Genomic DNA, 21,060 nt, shown 5'->3' with positions numbered 1-21,060 from the left:
ATCCGGTTTCCTGCACCTGAACCCATTTCAGGTACGACGCCATGACCCGGCATCCATCTCTACAACGCAATTCAACGCGCGGGCTTCCGCTTTTTGCCCTGATGCTCATATCAGCCCTTGCACAGGCTGAAACCTGGGTAATCACCGATCGAGCACACCCTGTTACCACTCCCGCCGGCACCCGAACCATCCTTCTCGATGAACAACAACGCCTCGAACAACAGCTATCTCACGAACTCCCCTCGGATCCAAGCCAAGCGGCCTCAACCATCCAAAGCTACCTGACCACTCCGGCCGGCAAGCAGCTGCAAAACGATCTCGCCAAGGCCCAGCAAGGTGTCACAGATGCATGGAGCCTGGGCGTCACCAAGATCCCGGCTGTAGTCGTTGACCGCCGCTATGTCGTCTACGGAGAACAGGATGTGTCGAAAGCTTTGGGGCTGATCGAGCGCGCACGGAGCCTGCCGCGATGAGCCGTAAACATCATTTGCTCCGCCCTCTGTCTCTGGCCATCACCTTCAGCCTGTCGCTCACTGCATCCGCTGGGATCAACACAGCGGCTATCGTCGCCTCGACACTCTCCCCCACCTGCCTTGAGTATCAAGTGGTGGGAGTTTGTTACTGGCTGCTGTGCACACCCTTTGGATGCTCGGTCAAAACCTCGACAAAAGTCCGCCACTACGTTCCAGATGCCGTGGTGTCCGCCTACTCGAACACCGGCATGAATCCCTGGACAGAGATGTCGCCGCTCGGCACGCCAAATTCGATGGCTCAGGCAGGCAACGATGGCACCACGAACCACGTCTCCGAAAACAACATCATCAAGTTCAAAGAGGCTGACGTCATCGGTCACCCCGGCGGCGCCACGTTCAGCCAGTTCGCCAGTGCTTCGGGTTACACCTGCAAGGGCGCTACTTTGCCTTTGGTTCCCTACTTTCTCAGCACCCTCGACCCGATTGCCTGGCGATATGGCGTGCCCGAGGCGGTATACCCCGAAGCACTGATCCCAGGACTGCGTGAAATCGGTAGCCCGCTCAGCGCAAGTACCTGGGGAAATGTTTACCCACGCAGCGGTTTCCTCCATCAGACCGATGACTACAAGACCGGTGCCGTCATCGCACAGCGCGCGGGTGACGTCACCACCCGCATCGGTCAGGTTCACGTCTATCTACCCATGCTCGCCCTCCCCCAGCCCGGTTACTGGCCGGCGGGCGAACTGCGAGAAGGCGATGCCTCTACAGGCAAGTGGCAGGAACTGACCCCGAGCCTCAATCCGACCTGCGCAACCTTTCCCAGCTTCGGTCCCAACATCGACGCACAGGACGGCGGTTACGCCTGGGCACTCTGGCGCCCGTACTCCTGCTGCCAACGCCGCGGGCAGACCTTTCTGGGCAGCACGGACTTCCTATGAACACTAACGATCGGAGCACGATATGAAACTCACTCCCTGGGCGCTCGGACTCGTCTGCGGTCTCGCCACGGCGACGGCCCTGGCGGCAGATCCCATCAACGCCACCTCTTCCGGCAGTGTCATTGGTGACGAGGTGTTGTACAGCATCGGTGGCGGCAACGCGGTGACAATGGGCAGCGCCGGCAATATGGACAGCATTTCGGTCGGCGGCGGTTGGAATAACAACCTGGTCTGCGGAAACATGAATTTGAGCAACACCCTGGAAAACCAGCTCAATGGTGCAACCTCCGGCTTCCAGAACATCATGACCTCGGTGGTACAGAACGCCACCGGCGCCGTCGCCTCGCTACCGGCACTGATTCTCCAGCGGGCCAACCCTGCGCTCTACAACCTGATTACCAACGGTATTCTGCAGGCCCGGCTCGACTTCGATCGTTCCAAAAGCACCTGCCGAGCCATCGGCGACAGGATGGCGGATATCGCCGGCAATCAGATGGGCTGGAACAAACTCGCCGAAGGTCAAGCAATGAGCCAGACCTTGACCTCCAATACGGATGCAGTATCCGCCGTCGAGCAAGTCGAAAAGAAAGGCGGCAACGATGGCGTCACCTGGGTCGGTGGTGATCGAGCCGGCGGCTCCGGCCAGCAGCCGATCCGCATCGTCGGTGATGTCACCAAGGCGGGCTACAACCTACTGAACAAGCGTGCCGCCGGCGACACCTCCTCGATCAGTAAGGACACCTGTAACAATGGCCAGGTGTGCAATGTTTGGTCCTCTCCCCAGGAAGCCAGCACCTTCGCCAACCGCGTCCTGGGCGAACAGCAACAACAGACCTGTGACAGTTGCCCTAAAACCGTCACCGCCGCCGGCGTGGGTCTCACGCCGATGATTCAGGAAACCTACGACACCAAGTTGCAGGCGCTGCAGGATCTGCTGACCGGCAGCAAGACCCTGTCGGTGGAGAACCTGAACGCCGCAAGCAGCAACTCACTTCCCATCACCCGAGGCGTCGTTGCCGCCTTGAAGGATGAGCGAGATCAGGATGTGCTGGCCCGTCGGCTGGCCTCGGAAGTCGCGCTCTCCGACGTTCTGGAGAAGGCCCTGGTTCTCCAGCGAACACTGTTGGCCGGCAGCAAAGAGCCGAATGTCGCGGCCAATGATCTCGCGGTTCAAGCCGTCAATCAGCAGAGCTCATCGCTGCAGCAGGAAATCGGCAATTTGAAGATCGAGCTGGACATGCGCCAGCAGCTCGCGAAAAACTCGCCGATGACCATCATTGAGCGCGGCAAGGCACGCGCCGAGAATTCGCGTGGGGTATTCCAGGGCGATCCGGAAACGGACCGTCTGAATCAGTTGCAGTCGCCGGCCAAGAACCGGCAGTGAGGAATTGACCATGACTGATATTCAGAGTCCCGTCGTTGCATCGGCTCACTCGCTCACCCGCCAGCTCGGCCGCGGCGTTTTGATCAGCTTGGCCGTCCTAGTGGCCATGACACTCCTGGTCGCTCTGCTGAACACAGTGTTTTTGCGACTCTTCGATAACCTGCAACAGTGGCAGGAATGGCGCTCGAACCATTACTGGCACCTTCTGGCCTGGCGCCTGGTGCTCTATATCACACTGGCAGTGGCCTGGCTCAAACTCAAGGCCCGACTCCCCGAGTCCGAGCGGCAACGACTTCTCATGCGTGTCTTGAGGGTCGAGATCCTAGTGGTTCTGCTGGTATTGCTGATCGAACTGAGCAAAGTGTTGCTTCAGCCCGGAGGGGTACTGTGACCCTCTACACAAACGACTATCTGGAGTATTACCTCACCCTGGTCGGCTGGATCATCAACAACGGCATCTGGGACATGATCCAGGACACCGGCTTGTTTGCCCTGCCCTTTGCAATCATCGTAATACGGGAGTGGCTCAAGGTTCGCGGTGAAGGCGCGGATGAGGGCAATAAGGGCGTGCTCTCCATGGCCAGGATCGAGACCAGTATCTACGTTGGGTACGTGGTCGTAGCTCTGTGCGGGGTTCCGGCCGTGAACGTGAGCTTCGACACGCTGCAGTTCGATCAAACCCGGGCGCAGCAATGTCAGTACAACTTGCCGGCACCGACGGCCACGGGATGGAACACCTCATTCAGTTCGCTGGCCGGCAGGAGCGCCCAGATGCCAGTCTGGTGGGCGTTCATGCATGCGTTGTCCAAGGCATTCACCAATGGGGCCGTCGCGGCGATTCCGTGCGGGACCGACTTGAGGCAGATGCGTATGGAGATCGACAGTACCCGTATCAACAATCCCCTGCTTGCCCAGGAAATCGCGGACTTCACTCACGACTGCTACGGCCCTTCCCGGGCACGGCTGTTTATGCGTCAGCCGGACATCATTGCGGAGAATGACAAAGCGGGGATCCTTTCCGACCTGAGCTGGATTGGATCGCGCTATCTGCTGAACACCCCCGGCTACTACGACACCGACTACTCCAAAACACCTAGAACCTTCTGGCCCTACAACGCAACTCGAGATGTGGGACTTCCAGAAGTTACCGGCGGCGGAGGTTATCCAACCTGCAATCAATGGTGGTCCGACAGCAGTATCGGGCTGAAAGATCGTGTTCAGGCCCAGGTAGACCCTGACCTGATGACAAAGTTTCTCGGCTGGGCGAAGTGGATGTCATCCGACCAGATCAATGAATCGATCATTCGTCAATTGGTCTCACCGTCGAAGCAAGTGCAAGGCGATGTCTACTCTGATTACGGCGGACAGATCGGAGGAACCTTATGGAACGGTGCTGCTCGTGCCACCGGCACTTTTGGGGTTGCACTGGGGTCGCTCGGTTACTTTCCGGCCATGGATATGGTTCGGCAAGCTTTGCCAATGGTTATGGCCTTCTTGAAGATGGCAATGATTATCTGCATTCCGCTGGTATTGATTGTCGGTGCATATCAACTGAAAGTCGCCATGACGGTAAGTGTAGTGTTCTTCGCCCTCATTTTCGTCGACTTCTGGTTCCAACTGGCCCGATGGGTAGACAGCACAATATTGGACGCACTTTACGGATCTGGCTCACCACATCTTAGCTTTGATCCGATCATGGGGCTGAATACAGCAACTCAAGATGCTATCTTGAATTTCGTAATGGGTTCGATGTTCATCATTTTACCAACATTCTGGATGACGGCATTGGCATGGGCAGGGGTATCTGCTGGAGGTATAATGGCAGCTTTATCTAATGGCACAAACTCGGTACAACAAGCAGGCTCTAGCGCAAGCAATCATGCTCAGGAAGCAATCACTTCAGGTGTAAAAGGAATGGGTTTCAAGACTGCAAAAGATAATTAACTAAATATCAAGGTAGGCTTAGCTCCCTAAGCCTACCTATCAGAATTATAATCACTATCTTTATTCCAATTAAAGTGAGTCTCATGAAGAAACAACGGATTATTCACATTTTCAAGAGAATGAGGATCCTCTTCTGAGGAATCCAAGAGGCTTTTATCACCAAACAACTGAGAATCGTAAACATTTTTGTTGCTATCGTAGTTTATCGAGCTACTCGAAAACTTAGAGCCCCCAAGCTTCACCATTGCCAGCACGATAAATAACAGAATCAAGGGAGCCATCAACGCACTCACGATTCCACGACCGAAATGAGCAAAAAAAGCATAGATCAGTGAGACCAAAACAGCTCGTTTGACCCAACGCAACACCACGTTGTCATCCATCAGAAAGAAAAGCACCACCCGACCGAGCCTATAGCCCAAGCGGCTTGCAAGTCCTTGAGAGGTCTGTACGACCATGGCGATGTCTCCTTTGCTTTTTCTCTACTATAGGGGCGCCTTGATATCGTATATATCAAAAAAATCACACTTGCAAGCCTTGATTTATATACCAAAGTAAAATAGAGCACTACTTGAGACAATAAAATAATCCAACGACAACTATCAATTTTATGACTTTAAATACACCGACTGCCAATTGTTTACTGAGATCACCTTGCGTTATAGCCTCCACAAAACCTCGTTGAATAGGCGCCATTTTCCAAAGACGACCAAGAAACACTCCAAATGGCAATGCAAATTTGCTGGGCTCACATGGCTCCTCAGAATTGAAGTCCTTATACATCCGACCACAGAACGGACAAATTTAGTGTGACGGTTCCCCGTCTCGAAACACCACTCTTGGAACCATTTGATGATTACAACTCAGACACTCTGCTTGGCTATTTTTTTGCACCAACCACGAACTCCATTCTCATATAGCGAAAACATTTTTATCCAGATATACGTCGAAAAAAATACTTTTTCAAGCCTCTGAATTAACATACCAACTGGAAAGAGGTCGACTTGCCACTCACATTTGAAAACACCATGACCACTCGAAATGTCGTTCTGACCGACCACCTGGAGCAAGTCGTCAACAACCAGGTGCGTTCTGGTCGCTACCAGAATACTAGTGAGGCACTGCGTGAACGCCTCCGTCTTCTGGAGCAGCGTGAAGCGAAAGCCCTGAGACATGCCACCTCGATCGGACTGATGGACTTGGAGCAGGGTCGATTTGTAGAAGTCGATGGCGAAGGCCTGAGCAAGCTGCTGGCAGATATCAGTGAGTCAGTCGCCTACACCGTCGCGGAGAAACACTGAGTATGCTGCCGTACCGAATTACGGACACCGCGCTAGAGGAGTTTCCACCTGAATCACTCCCGCAAGAGCTCCGCAGCATCCCATGGGGTGGTCCAGCGACCTCGACACATCATTTTCTACCAGTTGACCGACGATCAGGTCATTGAGGTCGTCCGGCTGTTGCATGATGCCATGGAGGCCAGATTACATCTTCCCGAAGAATGATCGAAAATACCCGGCGACCCCATTCATTGAACAATTACCCCAAAGTGTATCGCCTTGATATCCGAGACCACCACCCCTCCGGAAGCTCAGGCACAGCCCCCTCATGCTCAGCCAACCTCAAGCATTGAAGAATCGTGCCCATGTTCAGTGAAAACGTATGGTGCTTGTCACGTAGTGCGAAAACCAAATCATCCCGACAGCAGTCCCCATCAGGCTTAATTGACGGCGACTGCGCCAAGGTGGTGCGGTTTTCTAAAATTTCGTCATGGTCCATTGCTTCTTTTCCTCATATGACGGTGATCTGATCAGGCACAAGAACCATCGAGATTGCTTCAGAGCCGTGGTGAATACGACTGAAAAGCCGTAGGTGCTCCACTGGATATTTCCAAACAGGCCAAATGGTCTAAAGGGAAAGGGCTCTCGAAAAGCGAATGGAATGGTTCACAAGGGTAAAAGCCCTACCTGAAAGGGCTTGCTCCGCAAAAGGGCTGTTCCCGCCTGCCGCCTGCGGAATCACTGTCAATAAGTGCTGACGATTCAGCAGGTTCCTACGCGTACAGCGCATAATAAACGAAGGAATTGGACTACATCTCACGGAGAAACATCTGCTTCTCAAGCATGCCCACGCAGGCCAGAATCACTCGACACATGGAAGTGATGGCCTAATGCCTTTTGAAATGAGATGAGCTGCGGATGATGTTTTCCCGTTGAACAGAGCCCATCAGATAGAGGAAAAGCCCGCCCCATGATTCTTATGAGGAGCTGGCTATGTTTTCTTTATTCCGCCGCAGTAAAGCCCTACCCGCTCAAGCCGCCGCCCTCAATGCTTTTATGCAACCGGCCACCAGCCAGGTGTTGCTGGCGTCACCGCGACGCCAAAAACTGCTGGAGAACATCTGGCAGCGTGCATCGCTATCCCGCTCGCAATTTGTCGAACTCTATAGGCGCCCACTAGAACGCTACGCAGAATTGGTTCAGCAACTCCCCGCTTCGGAAAACCACCACCATGCACACCCCGGCGGTATGCTGGATCACGGCCTGGAAATCGTCGCCTATGCCCTGAAGATCCGGCAGACCTATCTGCTGCCGATCGGCGCACCGCCGGAATCGCAATCGGCGCAGGCCGAGGCGTGGACCGCTGCCGCCGCCTATGGCGCGCTGATTCACGACCTCGGCAAGATCGCCGTCGACGTGCATATCGAGCTGCAGGACGGCAAGACCTGGCACCCATGGCACGGCCCCATCACCCGTCCTTACCGATTCCGCTATGTGAAAGGACGCAATTACCAGCTCCATGGGGCCGCTGCCGCGCTGACCTACGCCCAGGTGCTCTCGCCAGACATCCTGGACTGGCTCAGCGGTTTCCCGGAGGCGTGGTCACAGTTGATCTTTATCCTGGCCGGCCAGTACGAGAACGCCGGCATTCTGGCTGAAATCGTGGTGCAGGCCGATCAGGCATCGGTCGCCCAGGAACTCGGAGGCAACCCTGCTCGAGCACTGGCCGCGCCGAAGCAATCCCTGCAACGGCAGTTAGCGGATGGCCTGCGGTATCTAGTGCGTGACAAGTTCAAGCTAAATCAGCCCGATGGCCCGTCGGATGGTTGGCTGGCTCAGGATGCTTTGTGGCTGGTCAGCAAGCCGATTGCGGATCAGTTGCGTGCCTACCTACTGGCACAGGGGGTAGATGGCGTTCCCAGTTCGAATGCGCCGTTCTTCAACATGCTTCAGGACCAAGGCGTCATCCAGACCAATGCCCAGGACAAGGCAATCTGGAGGGCCACGATCGACAACGGGAATGGCTGGCGCAATACCTTCACCCTGCTCAAGCTCTCGCCGGCGCTGATCTGGAACGACGCGAATGACCGACCGCCGGCTTATTCGGGAACACTGGAAGTCGATGCTGGCTCCCCCACCGAGGAACCACAAAAGGTCAAACAATCCTGCAAATCGGGCCAGCCCAAAAGCAACAGCATTGGTCCAGCGCCCCACGTTACAAACGCTGTATTCCCTGCTCCAGAGCCTTCAGAACCGATTCCCAACGACCCCGCTGAAATTGACGCGCTCAGGACACTTCTGGGCAATATCACAACGCCACTAGAAGGCACTCCAGAAGATTCACCTTCTGCGGCACAAACCACCTCTTCGATACGGGAGGATATCCGGCCTATCGAGCTGCCTGTCGCAGGAAGTGAACCCACGGTGAGCACCGAAGACATGGCTCCGATGCCAAGCCATAAAACCGACTTGGGTCAGGGATTTGTGGAATGGCTCAGGAGTGGCCTCGCCTCCCGGAAAATCATCATCAACGACACCAAGGCACTGGTGCATACCGTATCGGGAACCGCCATGCTCGTCACGCCTGGAATTTTCAAGCGATACGTACAGGAGTTCCCTGCCATAGAGACACAGGCCAAAGCACTGAACGTGGAAGCCTGGCAACTGGTACAGCGAAGCTTTGAAAAACAGAAAACTCATCGAAAGACCGACAAGAGCCTCAATATTTGGACTTGCAACGTCATCGGCCCACGCAGTACGAAAAAGCTCAAGGGATACTTACTGATCGATCCCCTGACGGTGTTTAGCGAGGTGCCCTTCGACAATGTAAGCTTGAGCCTGATGGCATCGGTGGAGGGCGGTGAATGATGGCTCCACTGGAACTGGCCAAGGACTATATCGTCACTCACGACCTGCGGGAGTCGACCGGAAAAATTTACTTGGCGTCCACTCGGGCATTGCTCAGACATTTCGGTACCGAGATCACAGTGGAAGAGATCGATCACCGTGGTGTGCTCGGATGCCGAAAAGCGCTTCTGGAGAACGGACTATCGAAACAGAGCTGGAACACCTACTCCAACCATCTGCGCACCATCTGGGGTTATGCCCTGGAGCAGGGTGTGCTGACCCATACCACGATCAACCCTTTCAAGAAAACCGCCGTGATTCCGCCGAAGCGACCGAGCAAGACAATCGCTCGCGACGCGATAAAAAGTGCGCGTGACTGGCTCAAGGCAATGGCTTCAGAGGAGCGTTGCTCGAAAACGCGCAGCAAGGTTACTCCGGCCTGGTTCTGGCTCGTTGTTTTCGAGATGTTCTACTACACCGGCATTCGATTGAATGCGCTTCTGACGCTTCGCTACCGAGACATCAATTGGCACAACAAACTGATCCGCGTAGAGGCCGATACAGAGAAAACTCACCGCGAATTCTCCATACCGATCATGGCCGGCCTGGAACCGCACATACGACGCTTGCTGGATGCCGCCGACAAAATCGGCTTCGCTCCCGACGATCAGTTGTTCAACGTCAACCGCTTCTCCAGACACTATCACTCCAAGGTCATGAATATCGACCAGATAGAGGGCATGTATCGCAAACTAACCACGGCACTTGGCGTGCGCATGACTCCACACCGGTTCAGGCATACCTTGGCCACCGACCTGATGAGGCAGCCCGAGCGTAATATCCACCTGACCAAGAGCTTGCTGAACCATTCGAATATCGCGACCACCTTGAGCTACATCGAGGTCGACTACGATCACATGCGCGCCGTGCTGCATGAACGCAGTCTGGCTCAGGGAGCCATCGCGTTCGAAAGGCGCGTCGACGAACACATTCCCACCGTCCCTGCCGATACCTTGCCGGCCTCTGGCGAGAATCTGCTTGCGCTCATACCTCATGTCCCGGAGATCCACCCAGTACCCATGGCCAGTGAGGCGGTCGAGGCCAGCAGCACCCTCTTGCTGCTGCCTCCACCTGAGTCACCGCCAGTCCCCAAACTGCTGACTCAGGTCGCCAGTATCAGCTCGGAACGGTATTCACTGGAGCAAGCCATTCTCCCGGTCGGTACCGGCCTCAGTCACGAGCTCACATGGGATGGTCCTGGCACCTGGTGGGAGGACCTCGGCATACCCCAGCCCTCCTCCCTGGATGAGGGGCCTGAGGCTTCCGTGATGTTCACACTGATGATCAGTCGGGTGGGCATCAAGAGCTACAACTGGGGCTGATGCAGCCCATCACTGGATTTCTCTAACCGCTGACAGGCATGAGCACCAGCAACCTCGGGCCGGACGTATTCGGCTGCCTGACACCTAACAAATACATGTCAAGAATGCTCTTTCAGATATGGAGGAAATGTCCCATGACATTCAGGGATGCTGGCGGACAGACGGGTGGCAGATTGACAAAATGCTCTAGCCTCGCTCCCGCAAGTCGACCGCTCCATATTGACATCACGTCAACTCGAAACTAATGTTCGAGTCAGACGGCTGCATGTCAGCAAGTAAGTGTTGCGTCCTTACGACTTCAGACTCGCTCGATCTGCCTTGTTGTAGGCAAAAAAAAACCCGGAAATCCTCACTTGCGTGGGCCTTCCGGATTTTCTAAACCGCCAAAATATGGTGGGTCGTGTGGGATTCGAACCTACGACCAATTGGTTAAAAGCCAACTGCTCTACCAACTGAGCTAACGACCCGCTGTGTGGTGGCGCGTATAATACTGATTTCTAACGGTAATTCAACACTTTATATAAAAAAATCAAAAATAACGGGTTGGGTCGCCGATTCCGGCCGCCGAGAAGCCTTCGGCCCGCAGGCGACAGCTGTCACATTTCCCACAGGCAAAGCCGTTAGCATCCGCTTGATAGCAGGAAACGGTCAGCGAGTAATCGACGCCCAGTTTGACTCCGGCCTGAACGATATCGGCCTTGCTCAGGTTCTGCAGTGGGGCCCGAATACGGAAACCGTCCCCCTCGACACCGGCCTTGGTCGCCAGGTTGGCCAGAGTTTCGAAGGCCTCGACGAACTCGGGGCGGCAATCCGGGTAGCCGGAGTAGTCCACCGCATTCACACCGATGAAGATATCCCGCGCACCGAGCACCTCGGCCCAGCCTAGCGCCAACGATAGGAACACGGTGTTGCGTGCCGGTACGTAGGTCACCGGAATCCCCTCGCCCGGGGCCTCGGGCACCTCGATGGCGCTGTCTGTCAATGCCGAGCCACCGATACCGTTCAGGTTCAAACCGATGACCTTGTGCTCGATCACCCCCTGGTCCCGCGCAACCCGCTCGGCGGCCTGTAACTCGGCGCGATGGCGTTGGCCATAATCGAAACTCATGGTGTAGCAGCGGTAGCCATCGGCACGCGCCATGGCTACCACGGTCGCCGAATCAAGGCCCCCGGACAGCAGGATTACCGCTTTTTTTTCAGTGTTCGCTTGAGTGGTCATATCAGCGCCCCGGCTCATCATTCCATAGATATTTGTGCAATTGCATCTGCAAGCGCACGGGAAGGTTATCCGCCACGATCCAGTCCGCCAGATCTCGGGGCGGCAAGTCGTGATGACTCGGCGAGAACAGCACCTCACCGGCCCGTTTCTCCAGGCCGTATTGGATCAGCTTGGACACCGACCAGTCGTAGTCTTCGCGAGAGCAAATCACGAACTTGACCTGATCATTGGCGGTCAGCCGCTCAATGTTTTCGTAGCGGTTGCGATGCGCCTCCTTGGAGCCCGGCGTCTTCAGATCGACCACGCGGCTAACCCGCGTATCCACCGCCGAGATATCCAGTGAGCCGCTGGTTTCCAAGGAAACCTCATAACCAGCGTCACAGAGCCGCTGGAGTAGCGGTATGACATTGGGCTGGGCCAACGGCTCGCCGCCCGTCACACAGACATAGCGCGGCCGGTAACCGGCAACCTGATCGAGAATGCCGTCCAGCGTCATCAACGTACCGCCGCTGAAGGCGTAGGCGCTGTCGCAGTACTGACAGCGCAGGGGACAGCCCGTCAGGCGCACGAATACTGTCGGCAACCCAGCGGTGCGCGCTTCACCCTGTAACGAGTAAAAAATTTCGGTAATTCTCAATGTGTCTTGCATATTCGCCACGGGCGTAACAGCTAAACAGGCTGTCCGCCTCCGTCAGGCACCGTCATGAACCGGCAATCGCACCGTCCAGAACAGCGTATTTCATAAAAAGGGCTGTAATTCTAACGAAAAAACCCGCGACAAGCGCGGGTTTCTTGATTCAAGTCCTCAACACATCACATGCGCTGTAGGTCCCGTTGAGCCAACTGGGCAGCCGAGGTGCCCGGATACTGGGAAACCACCTGCTGCAAAATGCCCTTCACCTTATCGGTGTGCCCCAGCCGACGCTCTACGTCAGCCAGCTTGTACAGCGAGTCAGGTACCTTGGCATGCTTGGGATACAGCTGGCTGACTTTGGCAAAGGCCTGGCCGGCACCTTGCAAGTCGCCCTTGGCAAGGTTCACTTCACCCAGCCAGTATTGCGCATTGCCTGCGTATTGACTGTTCGGGTATTTGCGCAGAAAGGCGCCGAATGCCTGGCTGGCCTTGTCGAAATCCTTGGCTTTGATCAGGTCGAAAGCAGCGTCGTAGTACAGCTTTTCTTTCGCAGGATCGCCAGATTCACCGCTGGCCGCCGGGGCCAGGGCAGCAGGTGCAGCACCGACGCCGGCATTGACATCGCCACCGCCGGAAGAATTATCAGGCGCCGCAATCGCCGGAGCGCCGCCACTGCCTATGCGCCGATCAAGATCCTGGTATCGCTCCAGGCTTTCCTGCTTCATGCGCGCTACATCATTTTGCAGAACTTCGATTACGCCTTGTTGCTGCGCAAGTTGTTCCTGCATGCGTTGCAATTGGTTGAACAATTCGCCCTGTGCCGAGACAGGGGCCGAAACCCCTCCCCCGGCATAGGCGCCGTTCGTACCGTAACCCGCAGGAGGATAACTCCCACCGCTATTGTTATAGCCGGAGTTGTTATCGACCACGGGAACCGCAGCCCACGCCGCAAGCGGCATGAGGCTGAGAGCCAATACAGTTACAGCACGACGGCACGTTCGCATGACGAATTACTTACGCAGTTCGACGCGACGGTTTTGAGCCCAGGACTGCTCGTCGTGGCCAGTAGCAACTGGACGCTCTTTACCGTAGGAAACCAATTCCAGCTGAGCTGGGGAAACACCCTGCAGTACCAGGTAGCGCTGAACGGCTTTCGCACGACGCTCGCCCAGTGCCATGTTGTACTCACGAGTACCACGTTCGTCGGTGTTGCCTTCCAGAACGACGCGAGCGCCGTTGGCTTTCAGGTCCTTGGCGTGAACGTCCAGCGCACGCATGGCTTCTGGCTTCAGGTCAGAGCTATCGTATTCGAAGTAGAAGGTGGTGATTGCGCGCAGAGCAGCTTCTTCGCTCATCGAGCCATCGACGGCACCGGTGTTAGCGCTGTAACCAGCGTTTGGATCAACAGCGCCTTGACCGGCGTTGTCGCCGCCTTTGGACGAGCAACCTACAGCTACAGCCATGGCCAGAGCCAGCGCAGCAAATTTACCAAACTTCAGCATTTCCATCGTGAAACTCCTAATGAACCCCAGTGTGTTAAGTAAAACGTACAGCGCCGCGTCAGTTCAGGTAAGGGGACCAGGAAGGTTCTCTGACTTCGCCTTGTGCGGTAGGAAGCGGGAGCCTTACGCGTCCGTTGATGGACACGAGCATCAAGACTCCCCGGCCCTGCTGGGCGGTGGCGTAGATTACCATGGTGCCGTTGGGCGCGACAGTAGCTGACTCATCAAGGTTAGTGTCTGTAAGGATTTTTACGCTGCCGCGCTGCAAATCCTGAGCGGCAACTCGGAAATTGGTGAAACCATCCTGACGGTGGATCATCACCAGCGTCTTTTCATCAGCCGACAGTTTCGGGTTGGCATTGTAGTTACCGATAAAGGTCACCCGCTCCGCGCTGCCACCATTGACCTTGGTCTTGTAGATCTGCGGCTTGCCGCCGCGGTCGGAAGTGAAGTACAGCGTCGAGCCATCCTTGCCCCAGAACGGCTCGGTGTTGATGCCCGGACCGCTGGTTACACGGCTGATCTGACGCGAAGCCAGGTTCATCACGTAGATATCCGGGTTGCCGTCCTTGGACAGCACGAACGCCAGGCGCGTGCCATCTGGCGACCAGGCCGGCGCGCCGTTCAGACCTTCAAAGTTGGTGATCTGCTCACGACGACCGGTGTCGATATGCTGGACGAAGATGCGTGGACGCTTCTGTTCGAACGACACATAGGCGATACGCTTGCCGTCCGGCGCAAAACGCGGCGAGAGGATCGGCTCGCGCGATTGCAACAGGGTCACCGCACGCGCGCCGTCATAGTCCGAGCGCTGTAGGGTGTAGCGGGTGTTGTTCACCGAGAAGCGCTCGGCTGTCACGTACAGCATGCGGGTCGAGAACGCGCCCTTGATGCCGGTGAGCTTTTCGAACGACTGGTCGGCGATGTAGTGCGACATATCGCGCAGTTGCTCGGCAGTGCCCGACACGCTGCCGGCCAGCACCTGCTGCTCGGTGGCGACGTTGAACAGCGCATACTGTACCTGCAGGCGACCGCCTGCCGGGACAATGCTGCCGACCATGAGGTACTGGGCGCCCAGGGCCTTCCAGTCACGGTAGATGACTTCGCTGGCCTGGGTCGGCAGGCTGATCATGTTCTGCTTCGGGATCGGCGAGTAGTAACCGGAGTTACGCAGGTCGTCGCCGACAATCTGGGCCATGTCATCCGGCAGCACGCTACCGCCCTGCCAACCGAACGGGACCACCGCAATCGGCGTCGCCCGGTCACTGCCACTGGTAACCAAAATGTTCTTTTCATCTGCTACCGCCATCCCTGCCAGACAGCAGATCACGACAAGCATTCCTCGAAGAAGGTTTCTCACAAGGCTAGATCCTCAGGTGTGAATGTCATCTTGAATGAACGATAAGGAGCGAAGTCGCTCGGTTTCATTCCCTGCATTTCTGTCAAACGACCAATATTCTTGACCGCCGCTACCGCCGATGCGTCAAACGGCCCATCGCCACTGGATTTGGCCACCGAGACCGTGGTCACGGTACCATCCGGCAACATGCCGATCTGCAGCACCACCGTCATCCCTTTACGTGCCGAAGGCGGGCGAGCCCAACCCTCCGCGGCACGGGCGCGAATTAGATCGTCGAAACTGCCCGCGGTTTCATCGCCCTGCTCATCCGCCAGGGCCTGCTGGCGCTGCGGCGTATCGGAAAGCAAATCGGCCAGGGCTTGGGCCTTCTTCTCCTCGGCGGATTTACGCGCGGCATCCTGCGACTTTTTCTTCGCCGCATCGGCCGCTGCTTTCTTCTTCGCGTCTTCGGCGACCTTCTTCTTCGCCTCTTCCGCTTCAGCTTTTTTCTTGGCGTCCTCCGCGGCCTTCTTCTTCGCGTCTTCGACTATCTTTTTCTTCGCTTCCTCAGCCGCCTTTTTCTTGGCCTCTTCTTCAGCGACCTTCTTGGCTTCTTCTTCGGCTTTCTTCTTGGCTATATCAGCCAATTGTTTCTCTTCAACCTTTTTCGCCTCGGCGGCCTTCTTCGCGTCGTCGGCTTTCTTGGCTTCGTCGGCCTTCTTTGCCTCGTCCGCTTTCTTGGCTTCGTCAGCTTTTTTCGCTTCTTCGGCCTTTTGAGCAGCCTCTTCTTTCTTTTTTTCCGCTGCCTTTATCGCTTCCTGCTCGACCTTCTTCTGTTCCATCTGCTCGACTTCGGTCTGGCGCGCGGCGGATTTCTTCGCCTCACCCGCAATCTTCTGATTGGTCTGGGTGGTTGCCTGACTCTTCGATTTCAGTTGGTACAGGGTCGCCTGGACGATGGGCTTGGCCGGCGGCAGTTCCGGAGTCATGGCAAAGCTGGCGAACAACATGCCGAAAATCAGGAGGTGCAAGCCTATCGCCCAGACGCTGGGCCAGAAGTAGCTTTCCGAGGCGGACGGCTCTCGCTGTTGCTGCATCAGGGCGCCTCGGTAATCAAGCCAACATTACCGACCCCTGCTTTTTGCAGACCGCCCATGGCTCCCATGACGGCACCGTAGTCGACGCTTTTGTCGCCACGAATGAAGACCTGGGTGTGCTTGCCGCCCTCGTTGCCGGCGCGAATGATCTTGGTCACGGCGTCGGTCATCTGCGGCAAGGTCATGGCCTTGTCCTGCTGCTTTTCGGTGTCGACTTCACTGCCAAGATTCCAGTAGTAGGTCTTGTCAGCCTTGATCGAAATGGTCAGGACCTGGGTGTTGTTGTCCTGCGGCAAGGCTTCGCTGGAAACCTTGGGCAGATCGACTTTCACGCCCTGGTTGAGCATCGGTGCGGTAACCATGAAGATAACCAGCAATACCAACATCACGTCGATGTATGGCACCACGTTCATCTCGGCAACCGGCTTGCGTTTGTGGCGAACTCGGGCCATGGGGATTTACCTGCTCACTCTTCGCTGGTGTGCACTTTACGGTGCAGGATCGCCTGGAACTCGTCGGCGAAGGTGTAATAACGGCTGATCAGGGTTTCACCGCGGGCGGCAAACCGGTTGTAGGCGATCACCGCCGGAATCGCCGCGAACAGGCCAATGGCGGTGGCGACCAAGGCCTCGGAAATACCGGGAGCAACAGTGGCCAGGGTCGCCTGCTGGGCAGTCGCCAGGCCACGGAAGGAATTCATGATCCCCCAGACGGTGCCGAACAGGCCGATATACGGGCTGACGGAACCCACGGTCGCAAGGAACGGCAGACTCTGCTCGAGTTTTTCCTCCTCGCGGGAAATGGCCACGCGCATGGCACGGGACACGCCTTCCATCACCGCCTCCGGATCGACACCCGATTGCTGGCGCAGACGAGAAAATTCCTTGAAGCCGGCGCGGAAGATCTGCTCGACCCCCGAGTCCGGATCTGGGTTGCTACCGGCCTGACGGTACAACTTGGACAGGTCGATACCCGACCAGAAGCGTTCCTCGAAGCTCTCCAGAGCACGACGACCGGCGCGCAGCAGATTACTGCGCTGAAAAATCATGATCCACGAGGTGACTGAGGCAGCCACCAGGATCAGCATGACCAACTGCACCACGATGCTGGCATTGCTGACCAGACTCCACATGGAGGTATGGTCGACGACGTTAGCTTCCACGCTTTTTCTCCTGCTGTAAGTGAGTACCCGCGCCGCTTGAGTCGGCAAAGGCCGACCGCAAGGCTTCTGGAATGGCCCGGGGTTTCAAACTGTCGGCGCGCACGCACGCCACCAGAAACTGCCCTTCACAGAGCAGTGTTGAATCCGTTGCTCGTCGAACCTGCTGCTTGAAACGCAGGCTCGCTCGGTTCAATTCAATGACATCAGCGCTGACCGACAGCTCGTCGTCCAGTCGCGCCGGCGCGTGGTAACGCGCTTCGCTGGAATGTACGACGAACAGCAGGTTCTCCCCCATCAGCTGCGATTGGGCAAAACCCAGCGCCCTCAGCCGCTCGGTTCGAGCCCGCTCCATGAATTTAAGGTAATTAACGTAATACACGATGCCGCCAGCATCGGTGTCCTCGTAATAAACGCGACAGCGATGTGCGAACGACTGAACCCCGTTTTGCGCGCGCATACTCTAGTGCTTACTCCTCAGGTTGCCAATCCGGCCAGGCAACTGTTTTTCATACTTCCACGACTTTTTGCATAAAGATTTGTGACACGTACCTTCGGACAACGCAAACATCGAATAAATCAGCCTCGGTCTTGCCTTTACTCGTCCAGCGCATCAAGAAACCCGTCTGCTACGGGCATTTCACCCAAACGTGAGGGAATGTTCAAACCGAAGTGCAAATACGCGTGCCGGGTGACCACCCGCCCACGGGAAGTACGCATGATGTAGCCCTGTTGGATCAGGTAGGGTTCGAGCACATCCTCGATGGTGTGCCTTTCCTCGCTGATCGCCGCCGCGAGGCTGTCCACCCCCACCGGGCCACCGTCGAACTTCTCGATCATGGTCAACAACAGACGTCGGTCCTGGTGATCGAAACCGTGCTCGTCGACATCCAGCAGGTTCAGCGCCAGGTCAGCGACCGCCTTGGTAATATGCCCCTTGGCCCGCACCTCGGCGAAATCACGGACTCGCCGCAATAATCGGTTGGCGATCCGCGGCGTACCGCGCGCGCGCCGAGCGATCTCGAAAGCCCCCTCGGGATCCAGCGGCAACCCGAGAATCCCAGCCGAACGACTGACGATGGTCGCCAGATCCGCGGTGCTATAGAACTCAAGACGCTGCACGATACCGAAACGGTCACGCAACGGATTGGTCAACATACCCGCGCGAGTGGTCGCCCCTACCAGGGTGAACGGCGGCAAATCCAGCTTGATCGACCGTGCGGCCGGGCCTTCGCCGATCATGATATCGAGCTGAAAGTCCTCCATCGCCGGATACAATACCTCCTCGACAATCGGCGACAGGCGGTGGATTTCGTCGATGAAGAGCACATCGTGGGGCTCGAGATTGGTCAGTAGCGCCGCCAGGTCGCCCGCCCGTTCCAACACCGGTCCGGACGTGCTCTTGATCGATACCCCCATCTCCTGGGCGATGATATTGGCCAGGGTAGTCTTGCCCAACCCCGGCGGCCCGAAGATCAAGGTGTGGTCAAGGGACTCGTTGCGGCCCCGGGCCGCCTGGATAAACAGCTCCATCTGCTCCTTGACCGTGGGCTGACCGATGTACTCGGCCAGGCTCAGCGGACGAATTGCCCGGTCCTGGACCTCCTCGCGGTCGCGCCCGCCGGAGGCGGTTATCAAACGATCGGCTTCAATCACTTAAATCATTCCCTTCAGGGCGCGGCGAATCATATCTTCGCTGCTCAAGCCTTTCTCTTTGATGGCAGACACCGCCTTGCTGGCTTCCTGTGGCTTGTAGCCCAGGGAAATCAGTGCGCTGACCGCATCCGTCTCGGCACTCGCAACCGGCACCGGCGGCGAGCCATCCGGCTGGTTGGGCACCAACGCAAACATGCTCGGCACGGTTTCCCAAGCCTTGAAGCGGTCCTTGAGCTCGACCAGCAGACGCTCGGCGGTCTTCTTGCCGACCCCCGGCACCTTGACCAAGGCCGAAGTATCCTGGGCCGACACGCAACGTACCAGCTCATCAACCTCCAGGCTGGACATCAACGCCAGCGCCAGCTTGGGTCCGACACCATTCAGGCGGATCAGCTCGCGAAAGAAGTCACGCTCGCGCTTGCCGACAAAGCCATAGAGTAACTGGGCATCCTCGCGCACGACCAAATGGGTGTGCAGCGTCAGCGGTTCGCCGACCGACGGCAGGCGATAGAGCGTGGTCATCGGGACCTCCAGCTCATAGCCGAGTCCATTCACATCCAGGATAAGGTGCGGCGGCTGTTTTTCAGCCAGGGTACCGCGCAAGCGTCCAATCACGTATCAGATCCTTATTTCCGGCCAGGCCAGGGGGCTGATGAACAGGCCGATAGACCTGCCATCATCCGGCAGGACACGCTATCGGCAAGCAAAATTGTTTAAGCTGATGATGCTATCAGAGACGCAGGCGACCGCCACGAGCCCGTGCCGCCCCCAATCCATGGGACAACAGGCTCGAACGCGTGTGTGCATGGCACAAGGCGATCGCCAACGCATCCGAGGCGTCGACCTGCGGCTTGCTGGTCAACTTGAGCAAGTGCATCACCATCATCATCACCTGTTCCTTGTTCGCGCCGCCCGTACCGGCCACCGCCTGCTTGACCTGCGTCGCCGTGTACTCGGCAATTTCCAGGTTCTCTTCGGCCCCGGCGACAATCGCCGCGCCACGCGCCTGGCCGAGCTTGAGCGCCGAATCGGGGTTCTTTGCCATGAACACCTTTTCGATGCCCATGGTCACCGGCTCATAGGTCTGGATCACCTCCCGCACACTGCGGTAGACCACTTGCAACCGCTCGCGCAGCTCACCACTGCCGGTGCGAATGCACCCCGACGCCACATAGACACAGCCACGCCCAGTGTCGCGTACCACACCGTAACCGGTAATTCGCGACCCTGGATCGATACCAAGAATAAGAGTCATAACGCCTGCGGTTTAATCGAGAAAGCCTGCCAATGACGCCTAGTATCTACTGTATATGCATGCAGGTCGATAGCGTGTCGCCCAGAGGACGCCAGTCCTTTGCGCTGCAAAGGGAGACGCCCCTGTCAGACAGGAGCGTAAGTCGGTCAGCCGAGCTGTTCCAGCACAGCCTCGGGAATTTCCGCGTTGGAGTAGACGTTTTGCACATCATCCAGGTCTTCGAGCATGTCGATCATTTTCAGGACCTTCTCCGCACCTTCGAGATCGAGTTCGGCACTGGTGGTCGCCAGCATGACGATTTCCGCATCGCCGGCCTTGAACCCAGCAGCCTCCAAGGCGTTACGCACCGCGTAGAAACCGGAAAACGAAGTGAAGACATCGATCGAACCATCTTCATTGGTCACCACATCGTCGGCATCAGCCTCCATCGCAGCTTCCATCAGCGCATCTTCGTCGACGCCCGGCGCGAAGGATATCTGCCCCTTGCGCTCGAACAGATAGGCCACCGAGCCGTCGGTGCCGAGGTTGCCGCCACATTTGCTGAAGGCATGACGCACGGCGGCGGCGGTACGATTGCGGTTATCGGTCATGCATTCGACCATCACCGCCACACCGCCCGGACCGTAACCTTCATAGCTCAGTTCGACCATGTCGTCGGTGTCGGCGGCGCCGGCACCGCGGGCCACGGCGCGGTCGATGATGTCGCGACTCATGTTCGCACCCAAGGCCTTGTCCAGGGCCAGGCGCAAGCGTGGATTGGAGCCCGGCTCAGCACCACCCTGCCGGGCGGCAACAGTCAGCTCGCGAATCCACTTGGTGAAGATCTTGCCCTTCTTGGCATCCTGACGTTCTTTGCGGTGCTTGATGTTCGCCCACTTGGAATGACCCGCCATAACTTGCTCCGATGCTCTTTAAAAAATTGCCTTGAAACATTGCCCACCACGCAATCAA

General features: G+C 56.9%; 21 protein-coding genes, 1 tRNA gene and 1 pseudogene. 8 read left to right on the top strand and 15 right to left on the bottom strand.

What is annotated here, in order from left to right:
• Positions 1–41 precede the first annotated feature (41 nt).
• The 5 genes from AWM79_RS12110 to AWM79_RS12090 are packed head-to-tail and all read left to right on the top strand — an operon-like array spanning position 42 to position 4,739.
• Entirely contained in the window at positions 42–473 is a 432-nt protein-coding gene (locus AWM79_RS12110) for a TIGR03757 family integrating conjugative element protein (RefSeq protein ID WP_244159638.1), read from the top strand.
• A complete protein-coding gene (locus AWM79_RS12105; protein WP_060782922.1) occupies positions 470–1,411 on the top strand; it encodes a TIGR03756 family integrating conjugative element protein in 942 nt (313 codons plus the stop codon). The genes AWM79_RS12110 and AWM79_RS12105 overlap by 4 nt, the downstream gene beginning before the upstream one ends.
• Positions 1,412–1,433: 22 nt before the next feature.
• Positions 1,434–2,795: an integrating conjugative element protein gene (locus AWM79_RS12100; protein ID WP_060782921.1), complete on the top strand. Its 1,362-nt coding sequence runs from the start codon at positions 1,434–1,436 to the stop codon at positions 2,793–2,795.
• Between the two features lie 10 nt (positions 2,796–2,805).
• Positions 2,806–3,186: a hypothetical protein gene (locus AWM79_RS12095; protein WP_060782920.1), complete on the top strand. Its 381-nt coding sequence runs from the start codon at positions 2,806–2,808 to the stop codon at positions 3,184–3,186.
• Positions 3,183–4,739, top strand: coding sequence for a conjugal transfer protein TraG N-terminal domain-containing protein (locus AWM79_RS12090; protein ID WP_060782919.1), 1,557 nt, complete (start codon positions 3,183–3,185; stop codon positions 4,737–4,739). The genes AWM79_RS12095 and AWM79_RS12090 overlap by 4 nt, the downstream gene beginning before the upstream one ends.
• Positions 4,740–4,771: 32 nt before the next feature.
• On the opposite strand, the gene AWM79_RS12085 is transcribed toward AWM79_RS12090, so the two are convergent.
• Positions 4,772–5,197 carry a hypothetical protein gene (locus AWM79_RS12085; RefSeq protein WP_060782918.1) on the bottom strand — a complete coding sequence of 142 codons (426 nt, stop codon included), beginning with the start codon at positions 5,195–5,197 and terminating at the stop codon, positions 4,772–4,774.
• Between the two features lie 570 nt (positions 5,198–5,767).
• On the opposite strand from AWM79_RS12085, the gene AWM79_RS12080 reads away from it, so the two are divergent.
• The 3 genes and pseudogenes from AWM79_RS12080 to AWM79_RS12065 all read left to right on the top strand — a co-directional run.
• Positions 5,768–6,040 carry a type II toxin-antitoxin system ParD family antitoxin gene (locus tag AWM79_RS12080; RefSeq protein ID WP_060782917.1) on the top strand — a complete coding sequence of 91 codons (273 nt, stop codon included), beginning with the start codon at positions 5,768–5,770 and terminating at the stop codon, positions 6,038–6,040.
• 972 nt (positions 6,041–7,012) lie between these two features.
• Positions 7,013–8,887, top strand: coding sequence for a MobH family relaxase (gene mobH, locus AWM79_RS12070; RefSeq protein ID WP_060782915.1), 1,875 nt, complete (start codon positions 7,013–7,015; stop codon positions 8,885–8,887).
• Positions 8,887–9,979 (top strand): annotated as a pseudogene (locus AWM79_RS12065) (site-specific integrase); the annotation flags it as partial. The gene mobH and the pseudogene AWM79_RS12065, both read left to right, overlap by 1 nt.
• Positions 9,980–10,639: 660 nt before the next feature.
• On the opposite strand, the gene AWM79_RS12060 reads toward AWM79_RS12065, so the two are convergent.
• The 14 genes from AWM79_RS12060 to AWM79_RS11995 form a co-directional block, all read right to left on the bottom strand.
• Positions 10,640–10,715, bottom strand: a tRNA-Lys gene (locus AWM79_RS12060).
• A gap of 62 nt (positions 10,716–10,777) precedes the next feature.
• A complete protein-coding gene (queC, locus tag AWM79_RS12055; RefSeq protein WP_026013183.1) occupies positions 10,778–11,467 on the bottom strand; it encodes a 7-cyano-7-deazaguanine synthase QueC in 690 nt (229 codons plus the stop codon).
• 1 nt (position 11,468) lies between these two features.
• Entirely contained in the window at positions 11,469–12,116 is a 648-nt protein-coding gene (gene queE / locus AWM79_RS12050) for a 7-carboxy-7-deazaguanine synthase QueE (RefSeq protein WP_026013182.1), read from the bottom strand.
• 164 nt (positions 12,117–12,280) lie between these two features.
• Positions 12,281–13,105, bottom strand: a complete 825-nt coding sequence (ybgF, locus tag AWM79_RS12045; RefSeq protein ID WP_060782914.1) for a tol-pal system protein YbgF — start codon at positions 13,103–13,105, stop codon at positions 12,281–12,283.
• A 6-nt stretch (positions 13,106–13,111) separates the two neighbouring features.
• Positions 13,112–13,609: a peptidoglycan-associated lipoprotein Pal gene (gene pal / locus AWM79_RS12040; RefSeq protein WP_017131996.1), complete on the bottom strand. Its 498-nt coding sequence runs from the start codon at positions 13,607–13,609 to the stop codon at positions 13,112–13,114.
• A 52-nt stretch (positions 13,610–13,661) separates the two neighbouring features.
• On the bottom strand, positions 13,662–14,912 hold the full coding sequence (tolB, locus tag AWM79_RS12035; RefSeq protein WP_017131995.1) for a Tol-Pal system beta propeller repeat protein TolB: 1,251 nt from the start codon (positions 14,910–14,912) through the stop codon (positions 13,662–13,664).
• A 47-nt stretch (positions 14,913–14,959) separates the two neighbouring features.
• A complete protein-coding gene (tolA, locus tag AWM79_RS12030; RefSeq protein ID WP_060782913.1) occupies positions 14,960–16,039 on the bottom strand; it encodes a cell envelope integrity protein TolA in 1,080 nt (359 codons plus the stop codon).
• Positions 16,039–16,491 (bottom strand): protein TolR, encoded by a 453-nt coding sequence (gene tolR, locus AWM79_RS12025; protein ID WP_011063015.1) that lies wholly within the window; start codon positions 16,489–16,491, stop codon positions 16,039–16,041. Before tolR ends, tolA begins: the two co-directional genes overlap by 1 nt.
• 14 nt (positions 16,492–16,505) lie before the next feature.
• A complete protein-coding gene (gene tolQ / locus AWM79_RS12020; protein WP_060782912.1) occupies positions 16,506–17,201 on the bottom strand; it encodes a protein TolQ in 696 nt (231 codons plus the stop codon).
• A complete protein-coding gene (gene ybgC, locus AWM79_RS12015; protein WP_017131993.1) occupies positions 17,191–17,658 on the bottom strand; it encodes a tol-pal system-associated acyl-CoA thioesterase in 468 nt (155 codons plus the stop codon). Before ybgC ends, tolQ begins: the two co-directional genes overlap by 11 nt.
• Before the next feature lie 137 nt (positions 17,659–17,795).
• Entirely contained in the window at positions 17,796–18,854 is a 1,059-nt protein-coding gene (ruvB, locus tag AWM79_RS12010) for a Holliday junction branch migration DNA helicase RuvB (RefSeq protein WP_017131992.1), read from the bottom strand.
• Entirely contained in the window at positions 18,855–19,469 is a 615-nt protein-coding gene (gene ruvA / locus AWM79_RS12005; RefSeq protein ID WP_060782911.1) for a Holliday junction branch migration protein RuvA, read from the bottom strand.
• A 115-nt stretch (positions 19,470–19,584) separates the two neighbouring features.
• The gene (gene ruvC / locus AWM79_RS12000) at positions 19,585–20,109 is read right to left on the bottom strand and encodes a crossover junction endodeoxyribonuclease RuvC (RefSeq protein WP_017131990.1); all 525 of its coding nucleotides are present in this window, start codon (positions 20,107–20,109) and stop codon (positions 19,585–19,587) included.
• A gap of 146 nt (positions 20,110–20,255) precedes the next feature.
• A complete protein-coding gene (locus AWM79_RS11995) occupies positions 20,256–21,002 on the bottom strand; it encodes a YebC/PmpR family DNA-binding transcriptional regulator (RefSeq protein WP_060782910.1) in 747 nt (248 codons plus the stop codon).
• Positions 21,003–21,060: the final 58 nt, after the last annotated feature.

This window comes from Pseudomonas agarici (assembly GCF_001543125.1).
GTDB lineage: Bacteria > Pseudomonadota > Gammaproteobacteria > Pseudomonadales > Pseudomonadaceae > Aquipseudomonas > Aquipseudomonas agarici.
The sequence above is the reverse complement of the archived record's forward strand: the minus strand, read 5'-3'. Positions and strand labels throughout refer to the sequence as shown.

Excerpts from the sequence above, each read along its gene's own strand:
- AWM79_RS12085 (WP_060782918.1), bottom strand. The coding sequence starts at position 5,197 with ATGGTCGTACAGACCTCTCAAGGACTTGCAAGCCGCTTGGGCTATAGG.
- AWM79_RS12095 (WP_060782920.1), top strand. The coding sequence starts at position 2,806 with ATGACTGATATTCAGAGTCCCGTCGTTGCATCGGCTCACTCGCTCACC.
- tolA (WP_060782913.1), bottom strand. The coding sequence starts at position 16,039 with ATGCAGCAACAGCGAGAGCCGTCCGCCTCGGAAAGCTACTTCTGGCCC.
- AWM79_RS12110 (WP_244159638.1), top strand. The coding sequence starts at position 42 with ATGACCCGGCATCCATCTCTACAACGCAATTCAACGCGCGGGCTTCCG.
- queC (WP_026013183.1), bottom strand. The coding sequence starts at position 11,467 with ATGACCACTCAAGCGAACACTGAAAAAAAAGCGGTAATCCTGCTGTCC.
- AWM79_RS12105 (WP_060782922.1), top strand. The coding sequence starts at position 470 with ATGAGCCGTAAACATCATTTGCTCCGCCCTCTGTCTCTGGCCATCACC.
- AWM79_RS12100 (WP_060782921.1), top strand. The coding sequence starts at position 1,434 with ATGAAACTCACTCCCTGGGCGCTCGGACTCGTCTGCGGTCTCGCCACG.
- ybgF (WP_060782914.1), bottom strand. The coding sequence starts at position 13,105 with ATGCGAACGTGCCGTCGTGCTGTAACTGTATTGGCTCTCAGCCTCATG.
- queE (WP_026013182.1), bottom strand. The coding sequence starts at position 12,116 with ATGCAAGACACATTGAGAATTACCGAAATTTTTTACTCGTTACAGGGT.
- AWM79_RS12080 (WP_060782917.1), top strand. The coding sequence starts at position 5,768 with ATGACCACTCGAAATGTCGTTCTGACCGACCACCTGGAGCAAGTCGTC.
- tolR (WP_011063015.1), bottom strand. The coding sequence starts at position 16,491 with ATGGCCCGAGTTCGCCACAAACGCAAGCCGGTTGCCGAGATGAACGTG.
- pal (WP_017131996.1), bottom strand. The coding sequence starts at position 13,609 with ATGGAAATGCTGAAGTTTGGTAAATTTGCTGCGCTGGCTCTGGCCATG.
- mobH (WP_060782915.1), top strand. The coding sequence starts at position 7,013 with ATGTTTTCTTTATTCCGCCGCAGTAAAGCCCTACCCGCTCAAGCCGCC.
- ybgC (WP_017131993.1), bottom strand. The coding sequence starts at position 17,658 with ATGCGCGCGCAAAACGGGGTTCAGTCGTTCGCACATCGCTGTCGCGTT.
- ruvC (WP_017131990.1), bottom strand. The coding sequence starts at position 20,109 with ATGACTCTTATTCTTGGTATCGATCCAGGGTCGCGAATTACCGGTTAC.
- AWM79_RS11995 (WP_060782910.1), bottom strand. The coding sequence starts at position 21,002 with ATGGCGGGTCATTCCAAGTGGGCGAACATCAAGCACCGCAAAGAACGT.
- tolB (WP_017131995.1), bottom strand. The coding sequence starts at position 14,912 with ATGGCGGTAGCAGATGAAAAGAACATTTTGGTTACCAGTGGCAGTGAC.